Origin of the sequence: Amycolatopsis sp. NPDC058340 (assembly GCF_042723975.1) — a bacterium.
In the GTDB taxonomy this organism is placed as follows: domain Bacteria; phylum Actinomycetota; class Actinomycetes; order Mycobacteriales; family Pseudonocardiaceae; genus Amycolatopsis.
In genome coordinates this window covers 20,611-39,476 of the sequence record NZ_JBHXIB010000026.1, presented here as the reverse complement: position 1 = coordinate 39,476, position 18,866 = coordinate 20,611, and the positions used below count along the sequence as shown (strand labels likewise).

20 protein-coding genes are annotated in these 18,866 nt (G+C 69.1%); 11 read left to right on the top strand and 9 right to left on the bottom strand.

The features are described from left to right. Window positions 1–76 precede the first annotated feature (76 nt). The 9 genes from ACFWIW_RS25765 to ACFWIW_RS25725 all read right to left on the bottom strand — a co-directional run bounded on the left by ACFWIW_RS25765 (window position 77) and on the right by ACFWIW_RS25725 (window position 7,241). The gene (locus ACFWIW_RS25765; protein ID WP_240594555.1) at window positions 77–700 is read right to left on the bottom strand and encodes a cyclase; all 624 of its coding nucleotides are present in this window, start codon (window positions 698–700) and stop codon (window positions 77–79) included. A 228-nt stretch (window positions 701–928) separates the two neighbouring features. Then, window positions 929–1,666, bottom strand: coding sequence for a sirohydrochlorin chelatase (locus ACFWIW_RS25760; protein ID WP_378370803.1), 738 nt, complete (start codon window positions 1,664–1,666; stop codon window positions 929–931). Further along, window positions 1,663–2,925, bottom strand: a complete 1,263-nt coding sequence (locus ACFWIW_RS25755) for a sulfate adenylyltransferase subunit 1 (protein ID WP_378370802.1) — start codon at window positions 2,923–2,925, stop codon at window positions 1,663–1,665. The genes ACFWIW_RS25760 and ACFWIW_RS25755 overlap by 4 nt, the downstream gene beginning before the upstream one ends. Beyond that, entirely contained in the window at window positions 2,925–3,845 is a 921-nt protein-coding gene (cysD, locus tag ACFWIW_RS25750) for a sulfate adenylyltransferase subunit CysD (protein WP_016332422.1), read from the bottom strand. The genes ACFWIW_RS25755 and cysD overlap by 1 nt, the downstream gene beginning before the upstream one ends. A gap of 11 nt (window positions 3,846–3,856) precedes the next feature. Then, on the bottom strand, window positions 3,857–4,552 hold the full coding sequence (locus ACFWIW_RS25745; protein ID WP_378370801.1) for a phosphoadenylyl-sulfate reductase: 696 nt from the start codon (window positions 4,550–4,552) through the stop codon (window positions 3,857–3,859). Continuing rightward, window positions 4,549–4,701, bottom strand: a complete 153-nt coding sequence (locus tag ACFWIW_RS25740) for a hypothetical protein (RefSeq protein WP_007034818.1) — start codon at window positions 4,699–4,701, stop codon at window positions 4,549–4,551. Before ACFWIW_RS25740 ends, ACFWIW_RS25745 begins: the two co-directional genes overlap by 4 nt. Next, entirely contained in the window at window positions 4,698–6,392 is a 1,695-nt protein-coding gene (locus ACFWIW_RS25735; protein WP_378370800.1) for a nitrite/sulfite reductase, read from the bottom strand. The genes ACFWIW_RS25740 and ACFWIW_RS25735 overlap by 4 nt, the downstream gene beginning before the upstream one ends. Window positions 6,393–6,428: 36 nt before the next feature. Then, on the bottom strand, window positions 6,429–6,515 hold the full coding sequence (locus tag ACFWIW_RS25730; protein WP_350573702.1) for a putative leader peptide: 87 nt from the start codon (window positions 6,513–6,515) through the stop codon (window positions 6,429–6,431). Window positions 6,516–6,668: 153 nt separating this feature from the next. Further along, window positions 6,669–7,241 carry a TetR/AcrR family transcriptional regulator gene (locus tag ACFWIW_RS25725; protein WP_038517139.1) on the bottom strand — a complete coding sequence of 191 codons (573 nt, stop codon included), beginning with the start codon at window positions 7,239–7,241 and terminating at the stop codon, window positions 6,669–6,671. 81 nt (window positions 7,242–7,322) lie between these two features. On the opposite strand from ACFWIW_RS25725, the gene ACFWIW_RS25720 reads away from it, so the two are divergent. From ACFWIW_RS25720 to ACFWIW_RS25670, 11 genes are all read left to right on the top strand, one after another. Further along, window positions 7,323–7,736 carry a VOC family protein gene (locus ACFWIW_RS25720; RefSeq protein ID WP_240594550.1) on the top strand — a complete coding sequence of 138 codons (414 nt, stop codon included), beginning with the start codon at window positions 7,323–7,325 and terminating at the stop codon, window positions 7,734–7,736. Between the two features lie 85 nt (window positions 7,737–7,821). Continuing rightward, a complete protein-coding gene (locus tag ACFWIW_RS25715; protein WP_378370799.1) occupies window positions 7,822–8,178 on the top strand; it encodes a hypothetical protein in 357 nt (118 codons plus the stop codon). 64 nt (window positions 8,179–8,242) lie between these two features. After that, window positions 8,243–9,457, top strand: a complete 1,215-nt coding sequence (hemW, locus tag ACFWIW_RS25710) for a radical SAM family heme chaperone HemW (protein ID WP_378370798.1) — start codon at window positions 8,243–8,245, stop codon at window positions 9,455–9,457. Between the two features lie 379 nt (window positions 9,458–9,836). Continuing rightward, window positions 9,837–10,274 carry a hypothetical protein gene (locus ACFWIW_RS25705; RefSeq protein WP_240595277.1) on the top strand — a complete coding sequence of 146 codons (438 nt, stop codon included), beginning with the start codon at window positions 9,837–9,839 and terminating at the stop codon, window positions 10,272–10,274. 23 nt (window positions 10,275–10,297) lie between these two features. Further along, the gene (locus ACFWIW_RS25700) at window positions 10,298–12,397 is read left to right on the top strand and encodes a (Fe-S)-binding protein (RefSeq protein WP_378370797.1); all 2,100 of its coding nucleotides are present in this window, start codon (window positions 10,298–10,300) and stop codon (window positions 12,395–12,397) included. A 48-nt stretch (window positions 12,398–12,445) separates the two neighbouring features. Then, window positions 12,446–13,360, top strand: a complete 915-nt coding sequence (locus tag ACFWIW_RS25695; protein WP_378370796.1) for a metal ABC transporter substrate-binding protein — start codon at window positions 12,446–12,448, stop codon at window positions 13,358–13,360. Then, window positions 13,357–14,100 (top strand): metal ABC transporter ATP-binding protein, encoded by a 744-nt coding sequence (locus ACFWIW_RS25690; RefSeq protein ID WP_125796300.1) that lies wholly within the window; start codon window positions 13,357–13,359, stop codon window positions 14,098–14,100. Before ACFWIW_RS25695 ends, ACFWIW_RS25690 begins: the two co-directional genes overlap by 4 nt. Next, window positions 14,097–14,966, top strand: coding sequence for a metal ABC transporter permease (locus tag ACFWIW_RS25685; protein WP_378370795.1), 870 nt, complete (start codon window positions 14,097–14,099; stop codon window positions 14,964–14,966). Before ACFWIW_RS25690 ends, ACFWIW_RS25685 begins: the two co-directional genes overlap by 4 nt. 72 nt (window positions 14,967–15,038) lie before the next feature. Continuing rightward, complete coding sequence (locus ACFWIW_RS25680; protein ID WP_378370794.1) at window positions 15,039–15,854, top strand: ABC transporter ATP-binding protein; 816 nt, start codon at window positions 15,039–15,041, stop codon at window positions 15,852–15,854. Between the two features lie 17 nt (window positions 15,855–15,871). Then, a complete protein-coding gene (locus tag ACFWIW_RS25675; protein WP_378370793.1) occupies window positions 15,872–16,849 on the top strand; it encodes an ABC transporter substrate-binding protein in 978 nt (325 codons plus the stop codon). After that, window positions 16,849–18,864, top strand: coding sequence for an iron ABC transporter permease (locus ACFWIW_RS25670; protein ID WP_378370792.1), 2,016 nt, complete (start codon window positions 16,849–16,851; stop codon window positions 18,862–18,864). The genes ACFWIW_RS25675 and ACFWIW_RS25670 overlap by 1 nt, the downstream gene beginning before the upstream one ends. Window positions 18,865–18,866: the final 2 nt, after the last annotated feature.

Here is an 18,866-nt window from a genome sequence, read left to right as displayed (position 1 = left end):
TCACCTTCGCACGGGCGAAGTCGGGCCGGGCAGTGGCCTGCGCCACCATCGCCTCCGACGGTGGCGCAGGCACGGATCAGCCGATCGTCGTCGTGGTGAACGTCGGGCTCGGGTTCGGGAAGCACGCCGTCGGCGCGGAGACGTCGAAACCGGCGCTGACCACGGCGGTGAACGTCAGGCCCGGGTCGCTGTAGCTGGTGCCGCCCAGTTTCGTCTCGATGGTGCCGGACGAGCCCGCGGTGAGGTGCGCGGTCACGGTCGGCAGTTCGAACGTCGAGCCGCCCGCGATCGGGCCGGGGAAGCTCAGCGTCGCGACGCTGCCGGACACGGTGATCTTCGGCGGGGTCGAGCCGATGCCGGAGCCGCCGGCGAGGTCGGCGCCCACCCAGGTCGAGTTCGCCGGGATCGGGATCTTCAGGGAGAAGTCCTTGATGTTCTTGACCTGGTAGCCGCTGACCTCGGCCGGGACGGTGTTCGGCGCCGGGTCGATGACGACGTCGAGCGCGGCACCGGGGGCGACCGTGGCCGGGGCGGTGACGTCCGCGTCCTGGTTCAGCTTGAGGTACTTGTTGCCGACGAGCGGCGGCTTAGCCTCGCAGTCGAAGACGACGGTGGTCGCCGCCGAAGCCGGCGCGGCCAGACCGGCGATCGGGACGAGTACGGCCGAGGCACAGACGAGGGCACGGATGGCAGCCTTCATGTTCCACCTACCTGGGGGTTCGATGGGGAGAGAGGGAGCTGCGCAGCGTTTAGAGAGTTACCGGCAAGTTAAGTAACTCGTCAAGAAATCTCCGTTCCCATAAGCGGGGTGTCACGGAAATGGGAATGAGACCCACCGAAGATCGGTATCAAGGGTCCGAACGGGACGAAACGTTCTACTGAGCCGATGAACGACCAGGGCCTATGAACGATCAGGGCCTATGAACGATCAGGCGGCGAGCCGGGCGCAGGCGACGTCGTAGCGGTCCAGGACGAGCCCGGCGATCCGCGGATCCGGCCCCAGCGGCCCGGCGACGATCACCGACGGATCGGCTTCGCGGGCCAGGCGGGCGATCCGGTCCGGCAGCAGCCCTGGCGCGAGGAACCAGCCCGCGACCGCGAGCCGCCGCGCGCCGTTGAGCCGCAATCGCGCGATGGCGGCCGGTACGTCCGGCTGGGCGGCGCTGGCGAACGCGGGTGTCGCGAGCAGGCCGCGACGCAGGTGCCAGCGGGTGGTGATCCCGGCGACGGCGTCGTTCGCCGCGACGTTCGACGAGCCGACACCCGCGAGCAGGACTCCCAGCTCGGGATTGTCCAGGTCGGCGCCCGCCTCGGTGAGCCGGTCCAACGCGACCGTCTCGATGAGCGGGTCGATGCCCAGCACCCCGGAAACCCGCACGTCGAGACCGGGGCAGTCCGCGGTCGCCTCGGCGACGAGCGCGGGCAGGTCGACCCGGGCGTGGTAGGCCACGCCGAGCAGCAGGGGCACCACGACGACCTCGCGGTGCCCCTCGGCGTACAGGCCACGCAGGGCGTCGGTGAGCAGCGGCTCCGAGAGATCCAAAAAGGACTCGCGGATGTCGAGACCCGGTGCCAGCCCACGGGAGACGTCGAGCAGGGCGCGGATGGTCGCGGCGGACCGCGGGTCGCGGCTGCCGTGGGCGACGGCGAGGAGCGGTGGGGTCATGCGAACCTTTCGCCGACGAGTCCGGCCGCCAGTGTATCGCCGTCCTTCGGGTCGATGACCAGGAAAGCGCCCGTCCGCGGGCTGACGCCGTAGTCGTCGACGCCGATCTCCTCGGCCAGCCGGAGCGTGACCCGGCCGATGTCGTTGAGTTCCAGCGTGCCCGGATCGTCCACACTGGACAACGTCTGCTCGTCGAAGCGGGCGTGAAGCTCGCCGACCAGCGCCTGCACCGTCCGCGTCCCGTGCTTCACCAGCACCCGTGCGCCCGGCTTCAGCGCCTTCGCCGAAAGCCAGCACAGGGTCGCGGTGATCTCGTCGGTCACCGTCGGCTGCCGGTCGGCGGCGGCGATCAGGTCCCCGCGCGAGATGTCGACGTCGTCGGCGAGCAACAGGGTCACCGAGGTGCCCGCGCCGGCTTCGGCGAGCGGCCCGTCGGCGGTGTCGATGGCCTCCACCCGGCTGCGGATTCCTTGTGGGAGCACGACGATCTCGTCACCGGGGCGGACGGTGCCCGCCGCGATCTGCCCCGCGTACCCGCGGTAGTCGGGATGGTCGGCCGTGCGCGGCCGGATCACGTACTGCACCGGGAACCGGAACGCCGAATCGTGCGGATCCGGCGCCACCGGCACGGTTTCCAGATGCTCCAGCAGGGTCGGGCCGGAGTACCACGGGGTCTTGTCCGACTTCTCCGCCACGTTGTCGCCCACCAGCGCCGAAACCGGCACCGCGAGCACGGAACCCCGTTCGTAGCCCAGTGACGCGGCGTGCTCGGCGAACTCCTCGGCGATCACGGTGAACGTCGCTTCGTCGTAACCGACGAGGTCGATCTTGTTCACCGCCAGCACCAGGTTCGGCACGCCCAAGAGCGCGAGCACCGCGGCGTGGCGGCGGGTCTGCTCGATGACGCCCTTGCGCGCGTCGACCAGCAGCACGGCCAGCTGCGCGGTGGACGCCCCGGTCACCGTGTTCCGCGTGTACTGCACGTGGCCCGGCGTGTCCGCGAGCACGAAACTGCGCTTCGGCGTCGCGAAGTACCGGTACGCCACGTCGATCGTGATGCCCTGCTCGCGTTCCGAGCGCAGGCCGTCCACGAGCAGTGAGAGGTCCGGAGTGGACAGTCCTTTGTCGACACTGGCGCGGGTGACCGCGTCCAGCTGGTCGGCGAGGACGGATTTTGTGTCGTATAGGAGCCGCCCGACCAGGGTCGACTTCCCGTCGTCCACACTGCCCGCGGTCGCGAGCCTGAGGAGGCTGGACATCAGAAGTACCCTTCCCGCTTGCGGTCTTCCATCGCCGCCTCCGACATCCGGTCGTCGGCGCGGGTGGCGCCGCGTTCGGTGAGCCGGGAGGCCGAGACCTCGGCGATGACCTCGTCCACCGTGGCGGCGGTCGATTCGATGGCGCCCGTGCACGAACCGTCGCCGACGGTCCGGTAGCGCACGGTCAGTTCCCGGACGACCTCGTCCGGCCGCGGCCCGCCCCACGGGCCTTCGGCCAGCCACATGCCGTCGCGCTGGTAGACCTCGCGCCGGTGCGCGTAGTAGATCGACGGCAGCTCGACCTTTTCCCGCGCGATGTAGTTCCAGACGTCCGCCTCGGTCCAGTTGGACAAGGGGAAGACGCGGACCTGCTCGCCCGGACGGTGCCGCCCGTTGTAGAGGTTCCACAGTTCCGGGCGCTGCCGTCGCGGCTCCCACTGGCCGAAAGCGTTGCGCAGGCTGAAGATCCGCTCCTTGGCGCGGGCGCGTTCCTCGTCGCGGCGCCCGCCGCCGAAGACCGCGTCGAACTTGTTCTCGGCGATCGTGTCGAGCAGCGGCGTGGTTTGCAGCGGGTTGCGCATCCCGTCGGCGCGCTCTTCGAGCCTGCCGTCGTCGATCCAGTCCTGGACCTTCGCCACCACCAGCCGGAGCCCGTGCTGCTCGACCACGCGGTCGCGGAAGTCGATGACCTCGTCGAAGTTGTGCCCGGTGTCCACGTGCAGCAACGGGAACGGCACCGGGGCGGGCCAGAACGCCTTGATCGCCAGATGCAGCAGGAGCGTCGAGTCCTTGCCGCCGGAGAACAGGATCACCGGCCGGTCGAACTCACCCGCCACCTCGCGGAAGATGTGGATGGCCTCGGATTCCAGCGCCGCCAGGTTGTCCTGGGCAGCGTCGGTGGCCGGTTCGAGCGTGGTCATTTCGTCCCTTCTCACCCGTGCAGGCCGCATTCGGTCTTGCCCTGTCCGGCCCACCGGCCGCTGCGCGGGTCCTGGCCCGGAGCGACCTTGGCGGTGCACGGCGCGCAGCCGATCGACAGATAACCGATGGACACCAACGGGTTCTCGAGGATCCCGTGTTCGCTGATGTAGCCGTTGAACTCGTCGTCGGACCACGGCGCGATCGGGTTGATCTTCACCAGCCCGTTGCGGTCGTCCCAGGTGACGATGGGGGTGTTCGCTCGGGTCGGGGCGTCGACGCGGCGGACGCCGGTCACCCACGCCGAGTACTTCGCGAGCGTCTTCCGCAGCGGTACCACCTTGCGCAGGTGGCAGCACTGGTTCGGGTCGCGTTCGTGCAGTTTCGGGCCGTACTCCGCGTCCTGTTCGGCGACGCTCTGTTCGGCTTCGGCGTTGACGATCCGTACGCCGGGGTACACCGCCTGCACCGCGTCACGGGTGCCGATGGTCTCCGGGAAGTGGTAGCCGGTCTGCAGGAACAGCACGTCGACGTCGGGTTTGACCTTGGTGGCCAGATCGATCAGGACGGCGTCCTGCATGTTCGACGCGACGATGAAGTCGTCGCCGAACGTCTCCGCGGTCCAGCGCAGGGCCTCGGTCGCGGTCGCCTCCGCGAGCTCCTTCGAGGCCCGTTCGGCGAGGGTCTTGTAGTCGGCAGTGGCGGTCATCCTTGCGACACCTCCGGAAAGGACAGTCCGAGGAACTTCACGGTGAAGACCCGCCGGCAGCCGGAGCACAGCCAGGAGCCGCCCTCTTCCGGTCGAAGGTCTTCATCGCCACAGAAAGGGCAGTGGTACGGGGTCGCGCGTTCGGTCATTGCAAGACGCCTTCGTCGGCCCGCAGGACCCACTGGGCGAACCGCTCGCCGGGTTCACGGCCGGCGATGTACGCCCGCACGACCCGCTCGACGTACGCGGTCAGCTCGGACGCGGTCACCTTGTGCCCGCGCAGTTTCCGGCCGAACCCGGCGTCCAGGCCGAGCCCGCCGCCGAGGTGCACCTGGAAGCCTTCGACCTGCTTGCCGTCCTCGTCGGTGACGATCTGGCCCTTGAGCCCGATGTCGGCGGTCTGCACGCGGGCGCAGGAGTTGGGGCAGCCGTTGAGGTGCACGGTCACCGGGTTCTCGATCTCGGCCTGGATGTCGGCGAGGCGCTTCTCCAGGTCGGTGACCAGTTCGATCGCGCGGGCCTTCGTCTCGACGATCGCGAGTTTGCAGAACTCCAGGCCGGTGCAGGCCATGATCCCGCGCCGCCACGGCGAGGGCTCGGTCTGCAGGCCGAGATCGGCCAGCTCGGTCTTCAGCCCGTTCACCTCGGCCTCGGGAACGTCGAGGACGACGAGCTTCTGGTGCGGGGTGAGGCGGACGCGGTTCGACCCGGCCCGTTCGGCGGCCTTGGCGACCGCCAGCAGGGTTGCCCCGGAGACGCGGCCCGCGACCGGCGCCGCGCCCACGTAGAACTTCCCGTCGATCTGCGGGTGCACGCCGACGTGGTCGATCTGGGTGGCGGGCACCTCGGGCGCCGGGCCGTCGGTCAGCTTGCGCTTGAGGTACTCGTCTTCCAGTACCTGGCGGAACTTCGCGGCGCCCCAGTCCTTCACCAGGAACTTGATCCGCGCACGGGCGCGGAGCCGCCGGTAGCCGTAGTCGCGGAAGACGCTGATCACGCCTTCCCAGACGTCCGGGACCTCGTCGAGCGAGACCCAGGCGCCGAGGCGCTGCCCGATCATCGGGTTGGTGGACAGACCACCGCCGACCCAGACGTCGAATCCGGGGCCGTGCTCGGGGTGGTTCACGCCGACGAAGGCGACGTCGTTGATCTCGTGCGCGACGTCCTGCTGCCCGGAGACCGCGGTCTTGAACTTGCGCGGCAGGTTCGAGTAGCGTGGGTCGCCGATGTAGCGGCGTTTGATCTCGTCGATCGCGGGAGTGCCGTCGATGATCTCGTCGGCGGCGATACCCGCCACGGGGGAGCCGAGGATGACGCGCGGGCTGTCGCCGCACGCCTCCATCGTGGTCATCCCGGCCTTCTCGAGTTTCGCCCAGATCGTCGGGACGTCCTCGATCTGGATCCAGTGGTACTGGATGTTCTGCCGGTCGGTGATGTCGGCGGTGTCGCGTGCGTGGGTCTGCGAGATCTCGGCGAGCACGGCCAGCTGTTCGGTGGTCAGAGCGCCGCCGTCGAGCCGCACCCGCAGCATGAAGTAGCGGTCGTCGAGCTCTTCGGGCTCCAGCGTCGCGGTGCGGCCCCCGTCGATCCCCGGCTTGCGCTGGGTGTAGAGACCGAACCAGCGGAACCGGCCGCGGAGGTCACCCGGGTCGATCGAATCGAAGCCGCCGCGGGCGTAGATGTTCTCGATCCGCGCCCGGACGTTGAGCGGGTTGTCGTCCTTCTTGGACCGCTCGTTGGGGTTCAACGGCTCGCGATACCCCAGTGCCCACTGTCCCTCGCCCCGTTTCTGTTTCACCCGGGGCGTACGGGCAGGGGTCTCGCGCGTGGGCGACGACATGGGAATCCTCCGGCTTATCGTGGTGGTGGCGGGGAGTCAGCGGTTCGTCGCACAGAGCGCGCTCGCCACACGACGGAGGTCCACGTGGCGGCGTGCCACGAGGCTGATTCCGGCGCGGGTCATTCATTCAGCGTGCCACGCGCCCACTATGTGGTCTAGGCCGGTCCGAATACTGGGAACCATGTCCGAACGCGGCTGTTTTCGCTGGTCAAGGGCATGCTTCGCGGGTCAAGCCCGGGTTCGCGGCCCGGCATTGTGACGCAGAACGCGCACGACTCAAGAGGGCAGGACGCGGTCCACGATGATCCGGATGACCTCCTCGTCGGTGACGTCCGCGAGCACCTCCGGCAGGGTGAGCCGTTCGACGGTCAGCCCGGTCAGCGCGAGGTACATCAGCAGCACTTCGGCGCGCCCGCCCGGCATGCCCGCCGCGACGTGCCAGTCGACGCTCATGTCGATGCCTTCGCGGACGGTCTTGGTCAGTGCGGCCGAGAGATCCGGGCGCCGGGTGGCTTCGAGGCGGAGTTCGAGCAAGGCGAGATAAGGCTCCCGATGGCCGGTCAGCCGTCCCATGAGCTCGCCGAGCAGGACGCCGACCCGGTCGTGGGACGGCGATTCGGCCTGCGGGTTCGCCATCACCTCGGCAGGCGCCGACAGCCGCTCCTGCACGCGGACGCCGACCTCGCCGAGCAGCTGGTCCCGGTTGCGGAAGTAGTTGGACGTCGTTCCCGGCGGCACGTCCGCTTCGACGTCCACGGCACGGTAGGTGAGCCCGCGTGCGCCCTCGCGGGCGAGGACGGTGATGGCGGCGTCGGTGAGCGCGGTCCGGCGCTCCGGGTTCTGTCGCATCGGGACATTCTCCTTGCCTCATTCAAACCACTATGTCTATAGTACTACGCATCAAGTGGTTCAACCTGGGAGGAACACCAGATGCAACTCAACGGTTTCGGCGCCTGCGTGGTCGTCGAGGACATCGCCGAGACCACCGCCTGGTGGAAGCGGCACCTGCAGTTGGAGGTCACGATCGAGCTGGACTGGTTCTCCAGCCTCAACGTCGGAGTGCCGGGTTACGAGATGAGCTTCGTGAAGCGCGGCCACAAGTCGACGCCGGAGCCTTGGCGAGCGCAGGAAGCCGCCGGGTCGATGGTCGGGTTGATGGTCGCCGACGCGGCGGGCGAGTACGAGCGGCTGCGCGGGGAGGGGGTCAAGATCGTGACGGAACTCGTGGACGAGGAGTTCGGCCAGCGGCATTTCTACATCGAGGACCTGAACGGCTTCCTCGTCGACATCATCGAGGCCATCCCGCCGTCCGCGGAATGGCTGGCCGCTAACGGGTTGGCCTAGTACCGCTTCGGGTGAGTGAGGCCGCGCGGGGCCGCCGTCGCCGCTAGCTTCGGTCTCCGATCCACAGAGGACGGAGGAGTTGCGCATGCGCCGATGGGTGGTCGCCGCGATGGTGCTGGCGTCCCTGCTGATCCCGGGTACGGCTTCCGGGGCTCAGCAGGGCTGCAGGCTGGTCTCGCCCGAGGAAGGGGCGGTGCTGCACAAGGGTGACTCGTACCGGTTCGAGGCGGTCGGCTGTTCGCCGGGTGTCCGGGGACATCTGTCGCATATGGTGCTGGTCGAGGTCGCCATGAGCCGCGACGCCGTCGCGGACGAGCACGGTGACTGGTCGGTCGACCACGTGGTCAACGACTACTCGCTGAACATGGAGACCCTCGTCTGGGTGCGGTTCGACGACGGCACCCGCTCGACCTCGGTCAAGGTGCGCATCGCCGACCGATGACGCGTTCCGTGAAGGCCTCTTTCCCCCGGGAAGGAGGCCTTCACGACGTGGGGGACACTGGGGTGTGCCCGCGTTGCTGCCCGAAACCACCACGCCCGTCGAATCCGCGCTGCCCGAGAGCGCGCTGGAAGGGCTCGGCACGCGACCGTTCGGCGTCTACGTGCACGTCCCCTTCTGCGCGACCCGGTGCGGCTACTGCGACTTCAACACCTACACCGCCGGTGAGCTGGACAGTGGTTCGTCGCCGCAGTCGTGGCTCGAAGGCCTCAAACGCGAGTTCGGCCTGGCCGTGCGCGTGCTGAAGGAGCCGCCCGCGGTCGACACCGTCTTCGTCGGCGGCGGGACCCCGTCGCTTCTCGGCGCCGACGGGCTGCGAAGCGTTCTCGACGCCGTTCGCGACACCTTCGGGCTCGCGCCGGACGCGGAGGTGACGACCGAATCCAATCCCGAGTCCACGTCGCCCGAGTTCTTCGCGGGCATCCGTGACGCCGGATACAACCGGATCTCGCTCGGGATGCAGTCGGCGGCGCGGCACGTGCTGAAGATCCTCGACCGCGTGCACACCGCCGGCCGTCCGGTCGCGGCCGCCGGGGAGGCCCGCGCCGCGGGGTTCGACCACGTCAACCTCGACGTCATCTACGGCACGCCGGGGGAGCGGACCGAAGACCTCCAGGCTTCGCTGGACGCGGTGCTCGCCGCCGGGGTCGACCACGTCTCGGCGTACGCGCTGATCGTCGAAGAGGGCACCGCGCTCGCCCGCCGCATCCGCCGCGGCGAACTGCCCGCCCCGGACGACGACGTGCTCGCCGCCGACTACGAGATGATCGACCGCGTCCTCGCCTCGGCGGGATTGCGCTGGTACGAGGTCTCCAACTGGGCGACCTCGGAGGAAGCCCGCTGCCGGCACAACATCGGCTACTGGCGCGGCGGCGACTGGTGGGGCGCCGGGCCGGGCGCGCACAGTCACGTCGGCGGCGTGCGGTGGTGGAACGTCAAGCATCCGGCCCGCTACGCCGCGTCCCTCGCGGCCGGGGAGTCGCCCGCCGCCGGCCGCGAGCTGCTGACCGGCGAAGACCGGCATCTGGAACGCGTGATGCTGGAACTCCGGCTGTCCGAAGGGCTTCCGCTCGACGCGCTCGACGACGACGGACGGGCCGAAGCCCGCGCCGCCGCCGCCGAGGGGTTGCTGGAACAGTCCGCTTTGGACGGTCAGGGCCGTGCGGTGCTGACCGATCGTGGGCGGTTGCTGGCCGACGGGCTGGTGCGCCGGCTCACCTGAGCTGAAGAGCGCGTTGCGAAAGCCACTTTCGCAACGTTGAAGGTTGCGAAAGTGGCTTTCGCAACACGGCCAAGCCGATAGCCGTGCCGTGGCCGGCCCGAAGCCGTGACTCGCGTGATCAGACACCGAACTCACGTGTTTGAAGGCGGATCTCGCGTGATTGAACACCGAACTCGGCGTGCGGCCTCTGATCACGCGAGTTCCGGCTCTGATCACGCGAGTTCGGCGCCCGATCACGCGAGTTCGGCGGCCGGGTGCGGAGCGTTACGCCGACCGGCGGCCCGGAAGCCATCCGGTTGGACCTGTCGCGTCGTCGGAGCGAGCCCTACTCTCCAGTATTGAGAGTGACACAGGACACACCACGGTCTTGGGAGGCTCCATGGGGTGGCACGTTCGCGAAACGATCGACGAGGATCGGCGCGAACGGCGGATCCGCCATGTCACCCGATGCCTGAGTTGCACGCTCACCTGTGTCCATTGTGGACTCCCTGCCAGATTCTCCGTGCCCGCAGGACATCCCGGCCTCGGCGTCGTCGAACACCTCCCCGGCGTGACCTCCCCCGGTCTCCCCGATCTCGCCCTGCTGCACCGATTCTGCCGCGACAATCTCGCCGCGGAGCCGGGGATCGCGCTCAGACGCGCCTATCTCGGTCTGGCGACCGAACTCTTCGAAACGGGACGGCGGATCCGCCGTCACCGCAGGCTCGGCGTGCATCCGCCACGGCCGGGACATCTCGAGGCCTACCGAAAACGGTGGCGAGTGGCCAAAATGCGGTACGCCTGCAAGGCGTGCCGGTACTACACCGGCTCTCACTGAGCCGATTCTCCCCCGGAGGACTCGTGCTCGTTCGTCTCATCCTCGGTCTGCTCATCACCGTCGCCGGCCTCGCCTTCGCCGCCCGTCGCGCCGCCTGGCTCTACAGACTGATCCGCTCCGGCCAGCCGGACGAGAAACGCTCCGACGTCATGGCCGTCCGCGCGAAAACGCATCTGGCCGAGGTCTTCGGGCAGCGCAAACTGCTCAAATGGTCCGTCCCCGGGCTCGCGCATCTGTTCACGTTCTGGGGTTTCGTGATCCTCGGGTCCGTCTACGTCGAGGCGTACGGCGCCCTGTTCGACCACGACTTCCACATCCCGCTCATCGGGCACTGGGCGGTGCTGGGTTTCCTGCAGGACTTCATCGCGGTCGCGGTACTCGTCTCGCTCGCGGTCTTCGCGGTCATCCGGATCCGCCAAGCACCCGAACGGAAAGAGCGCGCGTCGCGCTTCTTCGGCTCGCACACCGGCGGCGCCTGGCTGATCCTGTTCATGATCTTCAACGTGATCTGGACGATGTTCCTCTTCCGCGGCGCGTCGGCGGCGGTCGGCGTCTTCCCGTACGAGTCGGGCGCGTGGGTCTCGCTCGGCGTTGGCGAACTCCTGGAGCCGCTGGGCGCGCCGGTCACCGAGCCGCTGGAGACCGTCGGGCTGCTGCTGCACATCGGCGTGATGCTGGCGTTCCTGTCGATCGTGCTCTACTCCAAGCACCTGCACATCTTCCTGGCGCCGGTCAACGTCACCGCGAAACGGCTCCCGGACGCGCTCGGCCCGTTGCTGCCGATGGAATCCGGCGGCAAGCCCATCGACTTCGAGGATCCCGGCGAGGACGACACGTTCGGCCGCGGCAAGATCGAGGACTTCACCTGGAAGGGCATGCTCGATTTCGCCACGTGCACCGAATGCGGCCGCTGCCAGTCGCAGTGCCCGGCGTGGAACACCGGCAAACCGTTGTCCCCCAAGCTGTTGATCATGGATCTGCGCGACCATCTCTTCGAGAAGGCGCCGTACATCCTGGACGGGAAGGAAGCCCCCGAAGAGCGTCCGCTCGTCGGCACCAAGGAGGACTTCGGCGTCATCGATCCGGACGTCCTCTGGTCGTGCACCACGTGCGGCGCGTGCGTCGAGCAGTGCCCGGTCGACATCGAGCACGTGGACCACGTCGTGGACATGCGCCGCTACCAGGTGATGATCGAGTCGGCCTTCCCGAGCGAGCTCGGGGTGCTGTTCAAGAACCTCGAAACCAAGGGGAATCCCTGGGGCCAGAACAACTCCGACCGGCTCGCGTGGACGAAGGACCTCGGCTTCGAGGTGCCGATCTTCGACGGTGAACTCGCCGACGACGTCGAGTACGTCTACTGGGTCGGGTGCGCGGGCGCGTTCGACGACAACGCCCGCAAGACCGTCCGCGCCACGGCGGAACTCCTGCATCTCGCCGGGGTGAAGTACACGATCCTCGGCACCGACGAGTCGTGCACCGGCGACCCGGCGCGCCGCTCCGGCAACGAGTTCCTCTTCCAGATGCTCGCGCAGCAGACCGTCGAAACGCTGAACGCGGTGTTCGAGGGCCGCGAACCGGGGACACGCAAGATCGTCACCACCTGCCCCCACTGCCTGAACACCCTCGGCCGCGAGTACCCGCAACTGGACGGGCATTACGAGGTCCTGCACCACACGCAACTGCTGAACCGGCTCGTCCGCGCGGGCAAGCTGACGCCGGTCAAACCGGTCGACGCCGGCCCGGTGACCTACCACGACCCGTGTTACCTCGGCCGCCACAACAAGGTCTACGAGCCGCCGCGCGAACTCGTCGGCGCGACCGGCGCGACACTCAGTGAGATGCCCCGCCACGCGGACCGCTCGCTGTGCTGCGGCGCCGGCGGCGCGCGGATGTGGATGGAGGAACAGATCGGCAAGCGCATCAACCTCGAACGCGTCGACGAAGCGCTCGGCACGGACGCCGAAACCATCGTCACCGGCTGCCCGTTCTGCCGCGTGATGCTGAACGACGGTCTCGTGCAGCGGCAGAGCGAACAGCGTGGCGAGAACGTCACCGTGCGCGACGTCTCCCAGCTCCTGCTGGAGACGGTGAAGGAGCGCGACCGGACCGCGACGGAGATTTAAGGCACACGGGAGTTGGAAGTTCGGCGTGCCGAACTCTAGACTCACGGGATGGCGAATCTGCGCAAGACCGTGTGCGCGCTGGCGGCGTCCGCACTCGTCCTTTCGGCGTGCGGCGGGCCCGCCGGCGGCACGGACGACAAGCGGCCCGTGGTGCTGACGACGTTCACGGTCCTGGCGGACATCGCCTCGAACGTCGCGGGCGACAAGCTGAAGGTCGAGTCGATCACCAAGCCCGGCGCCGAGATCCACGGCTACGAGCCCACGCCGGACGACATCAAGAAGGCCGCGAAGGCGGACTTGATCCTCGACAACGGGCTGAACCTGGAGGCGTGGTTCGCCCAGTTCGTCAAGGAGATCGACGCACCGCACAAGGTGGTCAGCGAAGGCGTCCAGCCCATCGCCATCGGCGAAGACGCCTACCAGGGCAAGCCGAACCCGCACGCGTGGATGTCTCCGAAGAATGTGGGTATCTACGTGGACAACATGGTGAAGGCGTTCAGCGAGCTCTCCTCCGGCGACGCCGCCGTGTTCAAGGCCAACGGCGATGCCTACAAGGCGAAACTGCAGGGAGTGCAGGACGAGATGACGAACGCGCTGAGCACCCTGCCGAAGAACGAGCGCGCCCTGGTCACCTGCGAAGGCGCCTTCTCCTACCTCGCGCGCGACACCGGCCTCACCGAGCGGTACATCTGGGCGGTCAACGCCGAACAGCAGGCGACGCCGCAGCAGATCACCCGCGCCATCGGATTCGTCAAGGAGAACAAGGTCCCCGCGGTGTTCTGCGAGTCGACCGTCTCCGACGCCCCCATGCAGCAGGTCGTCTCCGCGACCGGAGCCGCGTTCGGTGGCGTGCTCTTCGTCGATTCCCTGTCCGGGCCCGAAGGTCCGGTGCCGACGTACCTCGACCTCATCCGCCACGACTCGAAGACGATCGTCGCGGCGCTCACCGGGGCGAAGCCGTGACGGCCGCGATCCGCGTCGAAGGCGTCACCGTCCACTACGGCGACGTCCTCGCGCTCGACGGTGTCGACGTCACGCTCGAACACGGTCACGTCTGCGGGCTGGTCGGGATGAACGGCTCCGGCAAGTCGACGCTGTTCAAGACGATCATGGGCATGGTCCGGCCGGACACCGGCACGGTGTCGATCGACGGCGGTACCCCCGCCCGCGCCCGCAAGACCGGCGTGATCGGCTACGTGCCGCAGAGCGAGGACGTCGACTGGTCGTTCCCGCTGTCCGTGCGGGATGTCGTGATGACAGGCCGCTACGGGCGGCTCGGCTTCACGCGCCGCCCGCGCCGCGCCGACCACGAAGCCGTCGACCACGCGCTGGAGCGGGTCGAGCTGACCGAACTCGCCGGACGTCAGATCGGCCAGTTGTCCGGTGGGCAGCGCAAACGCGCGTTCGTCGCGCGCGGCATCGCCCAAGGCGCCCGTGTCCTCCTGCTGGACGAGCCGTTCGCCGGGGTGGACAAGCGGTCCGAAGCCACGATCACCCGCCTGCTCAAGGAACTCGCGGCCGACGGCGCCGCGGTGCTGATCTCCACGCACGATCTGCACGCGCTGCCCGGCCTGGCCGACGAGGCGATCCTGCTGATGCGCAAGGTGCTCGCGCACGGCTCACCCGGCGAGGTGCTCCGGCCCGAGAACCTCGCGCTCGCCTTCGGGCTCGACGTCCTGCAACGGGAAGAAGAACCCGCGTGAGCCTCTACGACCTGTTCCTCGAACCGCTGAGCTACGACTTCATGGTGCGGGCGCTGGCGTCCACGGTCATCGCGTCGGCGGTCTGCGCGGTGCTCTCCTGCTGGCTGGTGCTGATCGGCTGGTCGCTCATGGGCGACGCGGTCTCGCACGCCGTGCTTCCCGGCGTCGTGCTCGCGTACGTCCTCGGCGCGCCCTTCGCGCTGGGCGCCGTCGTCTTCGGTTTCCTCGCCGTGGCGCTGATCGGCGTCGTCCGCGACACCAGCCGCGTCAAGGAGGACGCCGCGATCGGCATCGTGTTCACCACGTTGTTCGCGCTCGGGCTCGTGCTGATCTCGGTGACGCCGAGCCAGACCGACCTGAACCACATCATCTTCGGGAACCTGCTGGGCGTCGACACCTCGGACCTGATCCAGATCGGCGTCCTCGGCGCGATCACGCTCACCCTGCTGGTGCTCAAACGCCGCGATTTCACCTTGTACGCCTTCGATCCCACGCACGCGCACGCGATCGGGCTCAACCCCCGGGTGCTCGGCGCCGCGCTGCTCGGCCTCCTCGCGCTGACCGCGGTGGTGGCGCTGCAGGTGGTCGGCGTGATCCTGGTGGTGGCGATGCTGATCATCCCCGGCGCGACGGCGTACCTGCTGACCGACCGGTTCGGCCGCATGCTGGTGATCGCGCCGTCGTTCTCGGTGCTGGCGGCGGTGGCCGGGCTGTACCTGAGCTACCACCTCGACACCGCGTCCGGCGGGATGATCGTGCTGGTGCAGGGCGCCGGGTTCACGCTGGTGTACCTGTTCGGGCCGCGGCACGGGATCGTCGGGAAACGGCTGGCCAAGCGGCGCCGAGAGCTCGCCCGGGCCGCGTAACCGGACAATCACCCCGCGCTCTGTGTCTCTCGTGACATGGGTCCGAACCTCGTCTTAGGTTAGGCTCCCCTCATGTCTACGGAAGACGCGCTGCTCACCGGCCATGACCTGGTGCTCGCGCACCAAGAGCGGGCCGTGGTGGACGGGGTGTCCCTGTCACTGCGCGCCGGTACGGTGACCGCGCTGGTCGGGCCGAACGGCTCCGGAAAGTCGACGCTCCTGCGTTCGCTGGCGCGGCTCCACAAGCCCCGCGAGGGCGGCGTCCGGCTCGGAGAACGCGCCGTCTGGGGCGGCAACGCGTTGTCCGGCAAGGAATTCGCCCGCCTGGTCACGCTGCTGACCCAGCACCGGCCAACCCCGAGCGGCGTCTCCGTGCGCGACGTCGTCTCCTACGGCCGGTATCCGTACCGCTCCGGCTGGCGCGGGGTCGACATCGACGGCGCCGCCGCGATCCGGCGCGCGATGGAGCTCACGGGCGTGACGGCGATGGCCGAACGCGGTGTCGACGAGCTCTCCGGCGGCGAACTCCAGCGCGTCTGGCTCGCTTCCTGTCTCGCGCAGCAGACCTCGGTGCTGCTGCTCGACGAACCCACCAACCATCTCGACCTGCGCTACCAGGTCGAGATCCTCGATGTCGTCCGCGATCTGGCCAACGAAGGCGTCGCGGTCGGCGTGGTGCTGCACGACCTCGACCACGCGGCGATCATCGCCGACGAGGTCGTGCTGCTGAGCGAGGGAACCATCGTGGCCACGGGTGACATCGGGCAGGTGCTCACCTCCGAACACCTCTCCCAGGCCTACGGCGTCACCGTCCACGTCGCGAACGACCCGGTGACGGGCGCGATCCACTGCAGGCCACTCGGGCGGCATTCGCCCAGGCCCGCCTGAGAAATCCAGGAAGAACCATGCGTTTGCTGACCCCTGCCGCCCTCGTCGCGGCGACGGCCCTGCTGTTGTCCGCCTGCGGCACCACCGAGAACACCGCGGCCGCGCCGAGCGACACCGCCGCCGCGAGCGGACCGGTCACGGTGACCGACGCGCGCGGAAAGGCCGTCAACCTCAAGGCCCCGGCGAAGCGCGTCGTCGCGCTGGAGTGGGGCGAGGCCGAGATGGTCGCGTCTCTCGGTGTCATGCCGGTCGGCGCCGCGGACGTCGCGGGCTACAACGTCTGGGACAAGGCCGCCCCGCTGACCGCCGAGGTCAAGGACGTCGGCAAACGCAACGAGCCCAGTGTCGACGCGATCGTCGGGCTGAACCCCGACGTCGTCATCATCGCCGACGAGCGCGACTCGACGCTGGTGCCGCAGATCGAGAAGTACGTGCCGGTCGTGGTCACCAAGTCCAGCGACGCGAGCCGCAACTTCGACCGCCTGCGCGAGGACTTCAAGCTGATCGCCAAAACCGTCGGCAAGGAGCCGGAAGCGGACAAGGTGCTGTCCGAAATGGACGCCAAACTCGCCGAGGGCAAGAAGGCCGTCGAGGCCAAGGGCGCCGCGGGCACCCCGTTCCTGATGGCCGACGGCTACCTCGAAGGCAGCACCGTCAGCATCCGGCCGTTCGGCAAGGGTTCGCTGGTCTCCGACACCGCCGAGGCCGTCGGCCTCAAGAACGCCTGGACCGGCAAGGTCGACCCGCAGTGGGGGCTCGGCCAGACCGACGTCGAGGGGCTGACCGCGATCACCGACCCGAAGACCGTGCTGTTCTACAGCGCGTCCGAGGAAGACGTCTTCACCACCGGGCTCGCGCAGAACGCCGTCTACCAGCGGCTGCCGTTCGTGGTGTCGAAGAAGATCCACAAGCTCGAGTCGGGCACGTGGACCTTCGGCGGACCGAAGTCGATCATCATGACCGCCGACCAGATCGTGAAGGCAGTCACGACCTGATGCGTGCCCGCACCATCGCGGTGTCGGCGGGACTGGTGGTGCTCATCGCCGTCCTCGCCGGCATCCACCTGACCCAGGGCACTTCGACGTCCGGCCCGCTGGACGTGGTGAAGGCGCTCTTCGGCCAGGGCGACGCGCAAACCCTCGCGGTACTGGAGGGTGCGCGCGTCCCCCGGCTGCTCGCCGCGTTGCTGCTCGGGGTCGCGCTCGGCGTCGCGGGCGCGGGAATGCAGTCCGTGGCACGGAATCCACTCGCCTCGCCCGACACGCTCGCGGTCAACGCGGGCGCGCATTTCGCCGTGGTCGCCATCTCCGCGTTCGGTCTGTCCCTCCCCCTCGTGCCCGTGGGCGGGGCGGCGTTCGCGGGCGGACTCGCCGCGGCCGTCGTCGTGCTCGGTCTCGCGGGCGGCGGTGCCGCGAGCCCGCGGCTGGTGCTCGTCGGTTCGGCGATGCTGCTGGCGCTGCAGTCGGTGACCGTCCTGCTGCTGCTCCTGTTCGAGGAGGAGACGAGCGGGCTGTTCGCCTGGGGCAGCGGTTCGCTGACGGTGGCCGACCTGCGCGCGACCGGCCAGATGACGCCGATCGTCGTGCTCGCCGTGGTGGCGCTCATCGCGATGGGCGGCAAACTCGACATCCTCGCCCTCGGCGACGACAACGCGACCGTGCTCGGCCTGCGCGTCCGCCGGACCCGGGTCACCGCGATCGTGCTGACCGTCGCGCTGACCGCGGCGGCGGTGACCGTCGCCGGACCGGTCGGGTTCGTCGGGCTGAGCGCGCCGGTGATCACGCGGCTGCTGCTGCCGATCGCCAAACATCGCGCCCTGCTGCCGGTTTCCGGGCTGATCGGTGTCGTCACGGTACTCGGCGCCGACGTCGTCCTGCGGGCGATCATGGGTTCGGCCGCCGCCGTGCGGGTGCCGACCGGTGTGGTGACCACGATCGTCGGCGCCGTCGTGATGGTGTGGCTGGCGCGGCGCGGCCGGGGAAGCGGCTCGCGCCGTCCGGCTCCGGCCGGGCGGGTCGGGGTCGCCGGATCGACCCGGCGGCTCGTGCTCATTTCCGTCGTCCTGGTGGCTCTCCTCGCTGTCGTCCCGGTGGTGGGCCTGATGCTGGGCGACCGCATGGTGCTGCTCGGCGATCTCGCGAACTGGGTCACCGGCAACACCGGGACCGCGCTCACTTTCGTGCTGGACCAACGGCTTCCGCGGGTGCTGGCCGCGCTGCTCGCCGGTGCCGCGCTGGCCGTGTCCGGCTGCGGGATCCAGTCGGTCAGCCGCAACCCGCTCGCCGAACCCGGTCTGCTCGGCATCACCGCCGGCGCCGGGCTCGGCGCGATCACGCTGATCACCATCGTCCCCGCGGTCGGCGCCTGGTCGATCGCCGGTGCCGCCGGTGTCGGCGCGACCGTGGTGTTCCTGCTGGTCTACGGGCTGGCATGGCGTTCGGGGCTGGATTCGGACCGGCTGGTGATCATCGGTATCGCGGTCTGGTCGGCCGGGATGGCGCTGATCACGTTGCTGATCGTGGTCTCCGACCCGTGGAACTCGGCCAAGGCGCTGACGTGGCTTTCGGGCTCCACCTACGGCCGCACGCTGGAACAGGTCGTGCCGGTGGCGCTCGCGCTCGTCGCGCTGACGCCGTTGCTGTGGATCAAACACCGCGAACTCGACCTGCACGCCCTCGACGAGGACACCCCGCGCGTGCTCGGGATGCGTATCGAACGGTCGCGGCTGGTGGTGCTGGCGGCTTCCGGGATCCTCGCGGCCACGGCGGTGTCCGCCATCGGCGTTGTCGTCTTCGTCGGTCTGGTCGCTCCGCATCTGGCGCGTTCGCTGGTCGGTGGACGGCACGGCCGGGTCGTCCCGGTGGCCGCGGCGCTCGGCGCGCTGCTGGTGAGCGTCGCGGACACCCTGGGGCGCACGGTCATCGCGCCCGCCCAGATCCCGGCGGGCCTGGTCATCGCGATGGTCGGGACGCCGTACTTCGTGCTGGTGCTCTGGAAGACCAGGCCGTAGCG

What these genes read in the sequence shown, in the direction of transcription:
- ACFWIW_RS25730 (WP_350573702.1), bottom strand. Translation starts at nt 6,515, where the DNA reads ATGACCCGCGCCGGAATCAGCCTCGTGGCACGCCGCCACGTGGACCTC.
- ACFWIW_RS25680 (WP_378370794.1), top strand. Translation starts at nt 15,039, where the DNA reads ATGTCTACGGAAGACGCGCTGCTCACCGGCCATGACCTGGTGCTCGCG.
- ACFWIW_RS25740 (WP_007034818.1), bottom strand. Translation starts at nt 4,701, where the DNA reads ATGACCGAACGCGCGACCCCGTACCACTGCCCTTTCTGTGGCGATGAA.
- ACFWIW_RS25755 (WP_378370802.1), bottom strand. Translation starts at nt 2,925, where the DNA reads ATGTCCAGCCTCCTCAGGCTCGCGACCGCGGGCAGTGTGGACGACGGG.
- cysD (WP_016332422.1), bottom strand. Translation starts at nt 3,845, where the DNA reads ATGACCACGCTCGAACCGGCCACCGACGCTGCCCAGGACAACCTGGCG.
- ACFWIW_RS25735 (WP_378370800.1), bottom strand. Translation starts at nt 6,392, where the DNA reads ATGTCGTCGCCCACGCGCGAGACCCCTGCCCGTACGCCCCGGGTGAAA.
- ACFWIW_RS25675 (WP_378370793.1), top strand. Translation starts at nt 15,872, where the DNA reads ATGCGTTTGCTGACCCCTGCCGCCCTCGTCGCGGCGACGGCCCTGCTG.
- ACFWIW_RS25705 (WP_240595277.1), top strand. Translation starts at nt 9,837, where the DNA reads ATGGGGTGGCACGTTCGCGAAACGATCGACGAGGATCGGCGCGAACGG.
- ACFWIW_RS25695 (WP_378370796.1), top strand. Translation starts at nt 12,446, where the DNA reads ATGGCGAATCTGCGCAAGACCGTGTGCGCGCTGGCGGCGTCCGCACTC.
- ACFWIW_RS25745 (WP_378370801.1), bottom strand. Translation starts at nt 4,552, where the DNA reads ATGACCGCCACTGCCGACTACAAGACCCTCGCCGAACGGGCCTCGAAG.
- ACFWIW_RS25670 (WP_378370792.1), top strand. Translation starts at nt 16,849, where the DNA reads ATGCGTGCCCGCACCATCGCGGTGTCGGCGGGACTGGTGGTGCTCATC.
- ACFWIW_RS25760 (WP_378370803.1), bottom strand. Translation starts at nt 1,666, where the DNA reads ATGACCCCACCGCTCCTCGCCGTCGCCCACGGCAGCCGCGACCCGCGG.
- ACFWIW_RS25725 (WP_038517139.1), bottom strand. Translation starts at nt 7,241, where the DNA reads ATGCGACAGAACCCGGAGCGCCGGACCGCGCTCACCGACGCCGCCATC.
- ACFWIW_RS25765 (WP_240594555.1), bottom strand. Translation starts at nt 700, where the DNA reads ATGAAGGCTGCCATCCGTGCCCTCGTCTGTGCCTCGGCCGTACTCGTC.
- ACFWIW_RS25715 (WP_378370799.1), top strand. Translation starts at nt 7,822, where the DNA reads ATGCGCCGATGGGTGGTCGCCGCGATGGTGCTGGCGTCCCTGCTGATC.
- ACFWIW_RS25720 (WP_240594550.1), top strand. Translation starts at nt 7,323, where the DNA reads ATGCAACTCAACGGTTTCGGCGCCTGCGTGGTCGTCGAGGACATCGCC.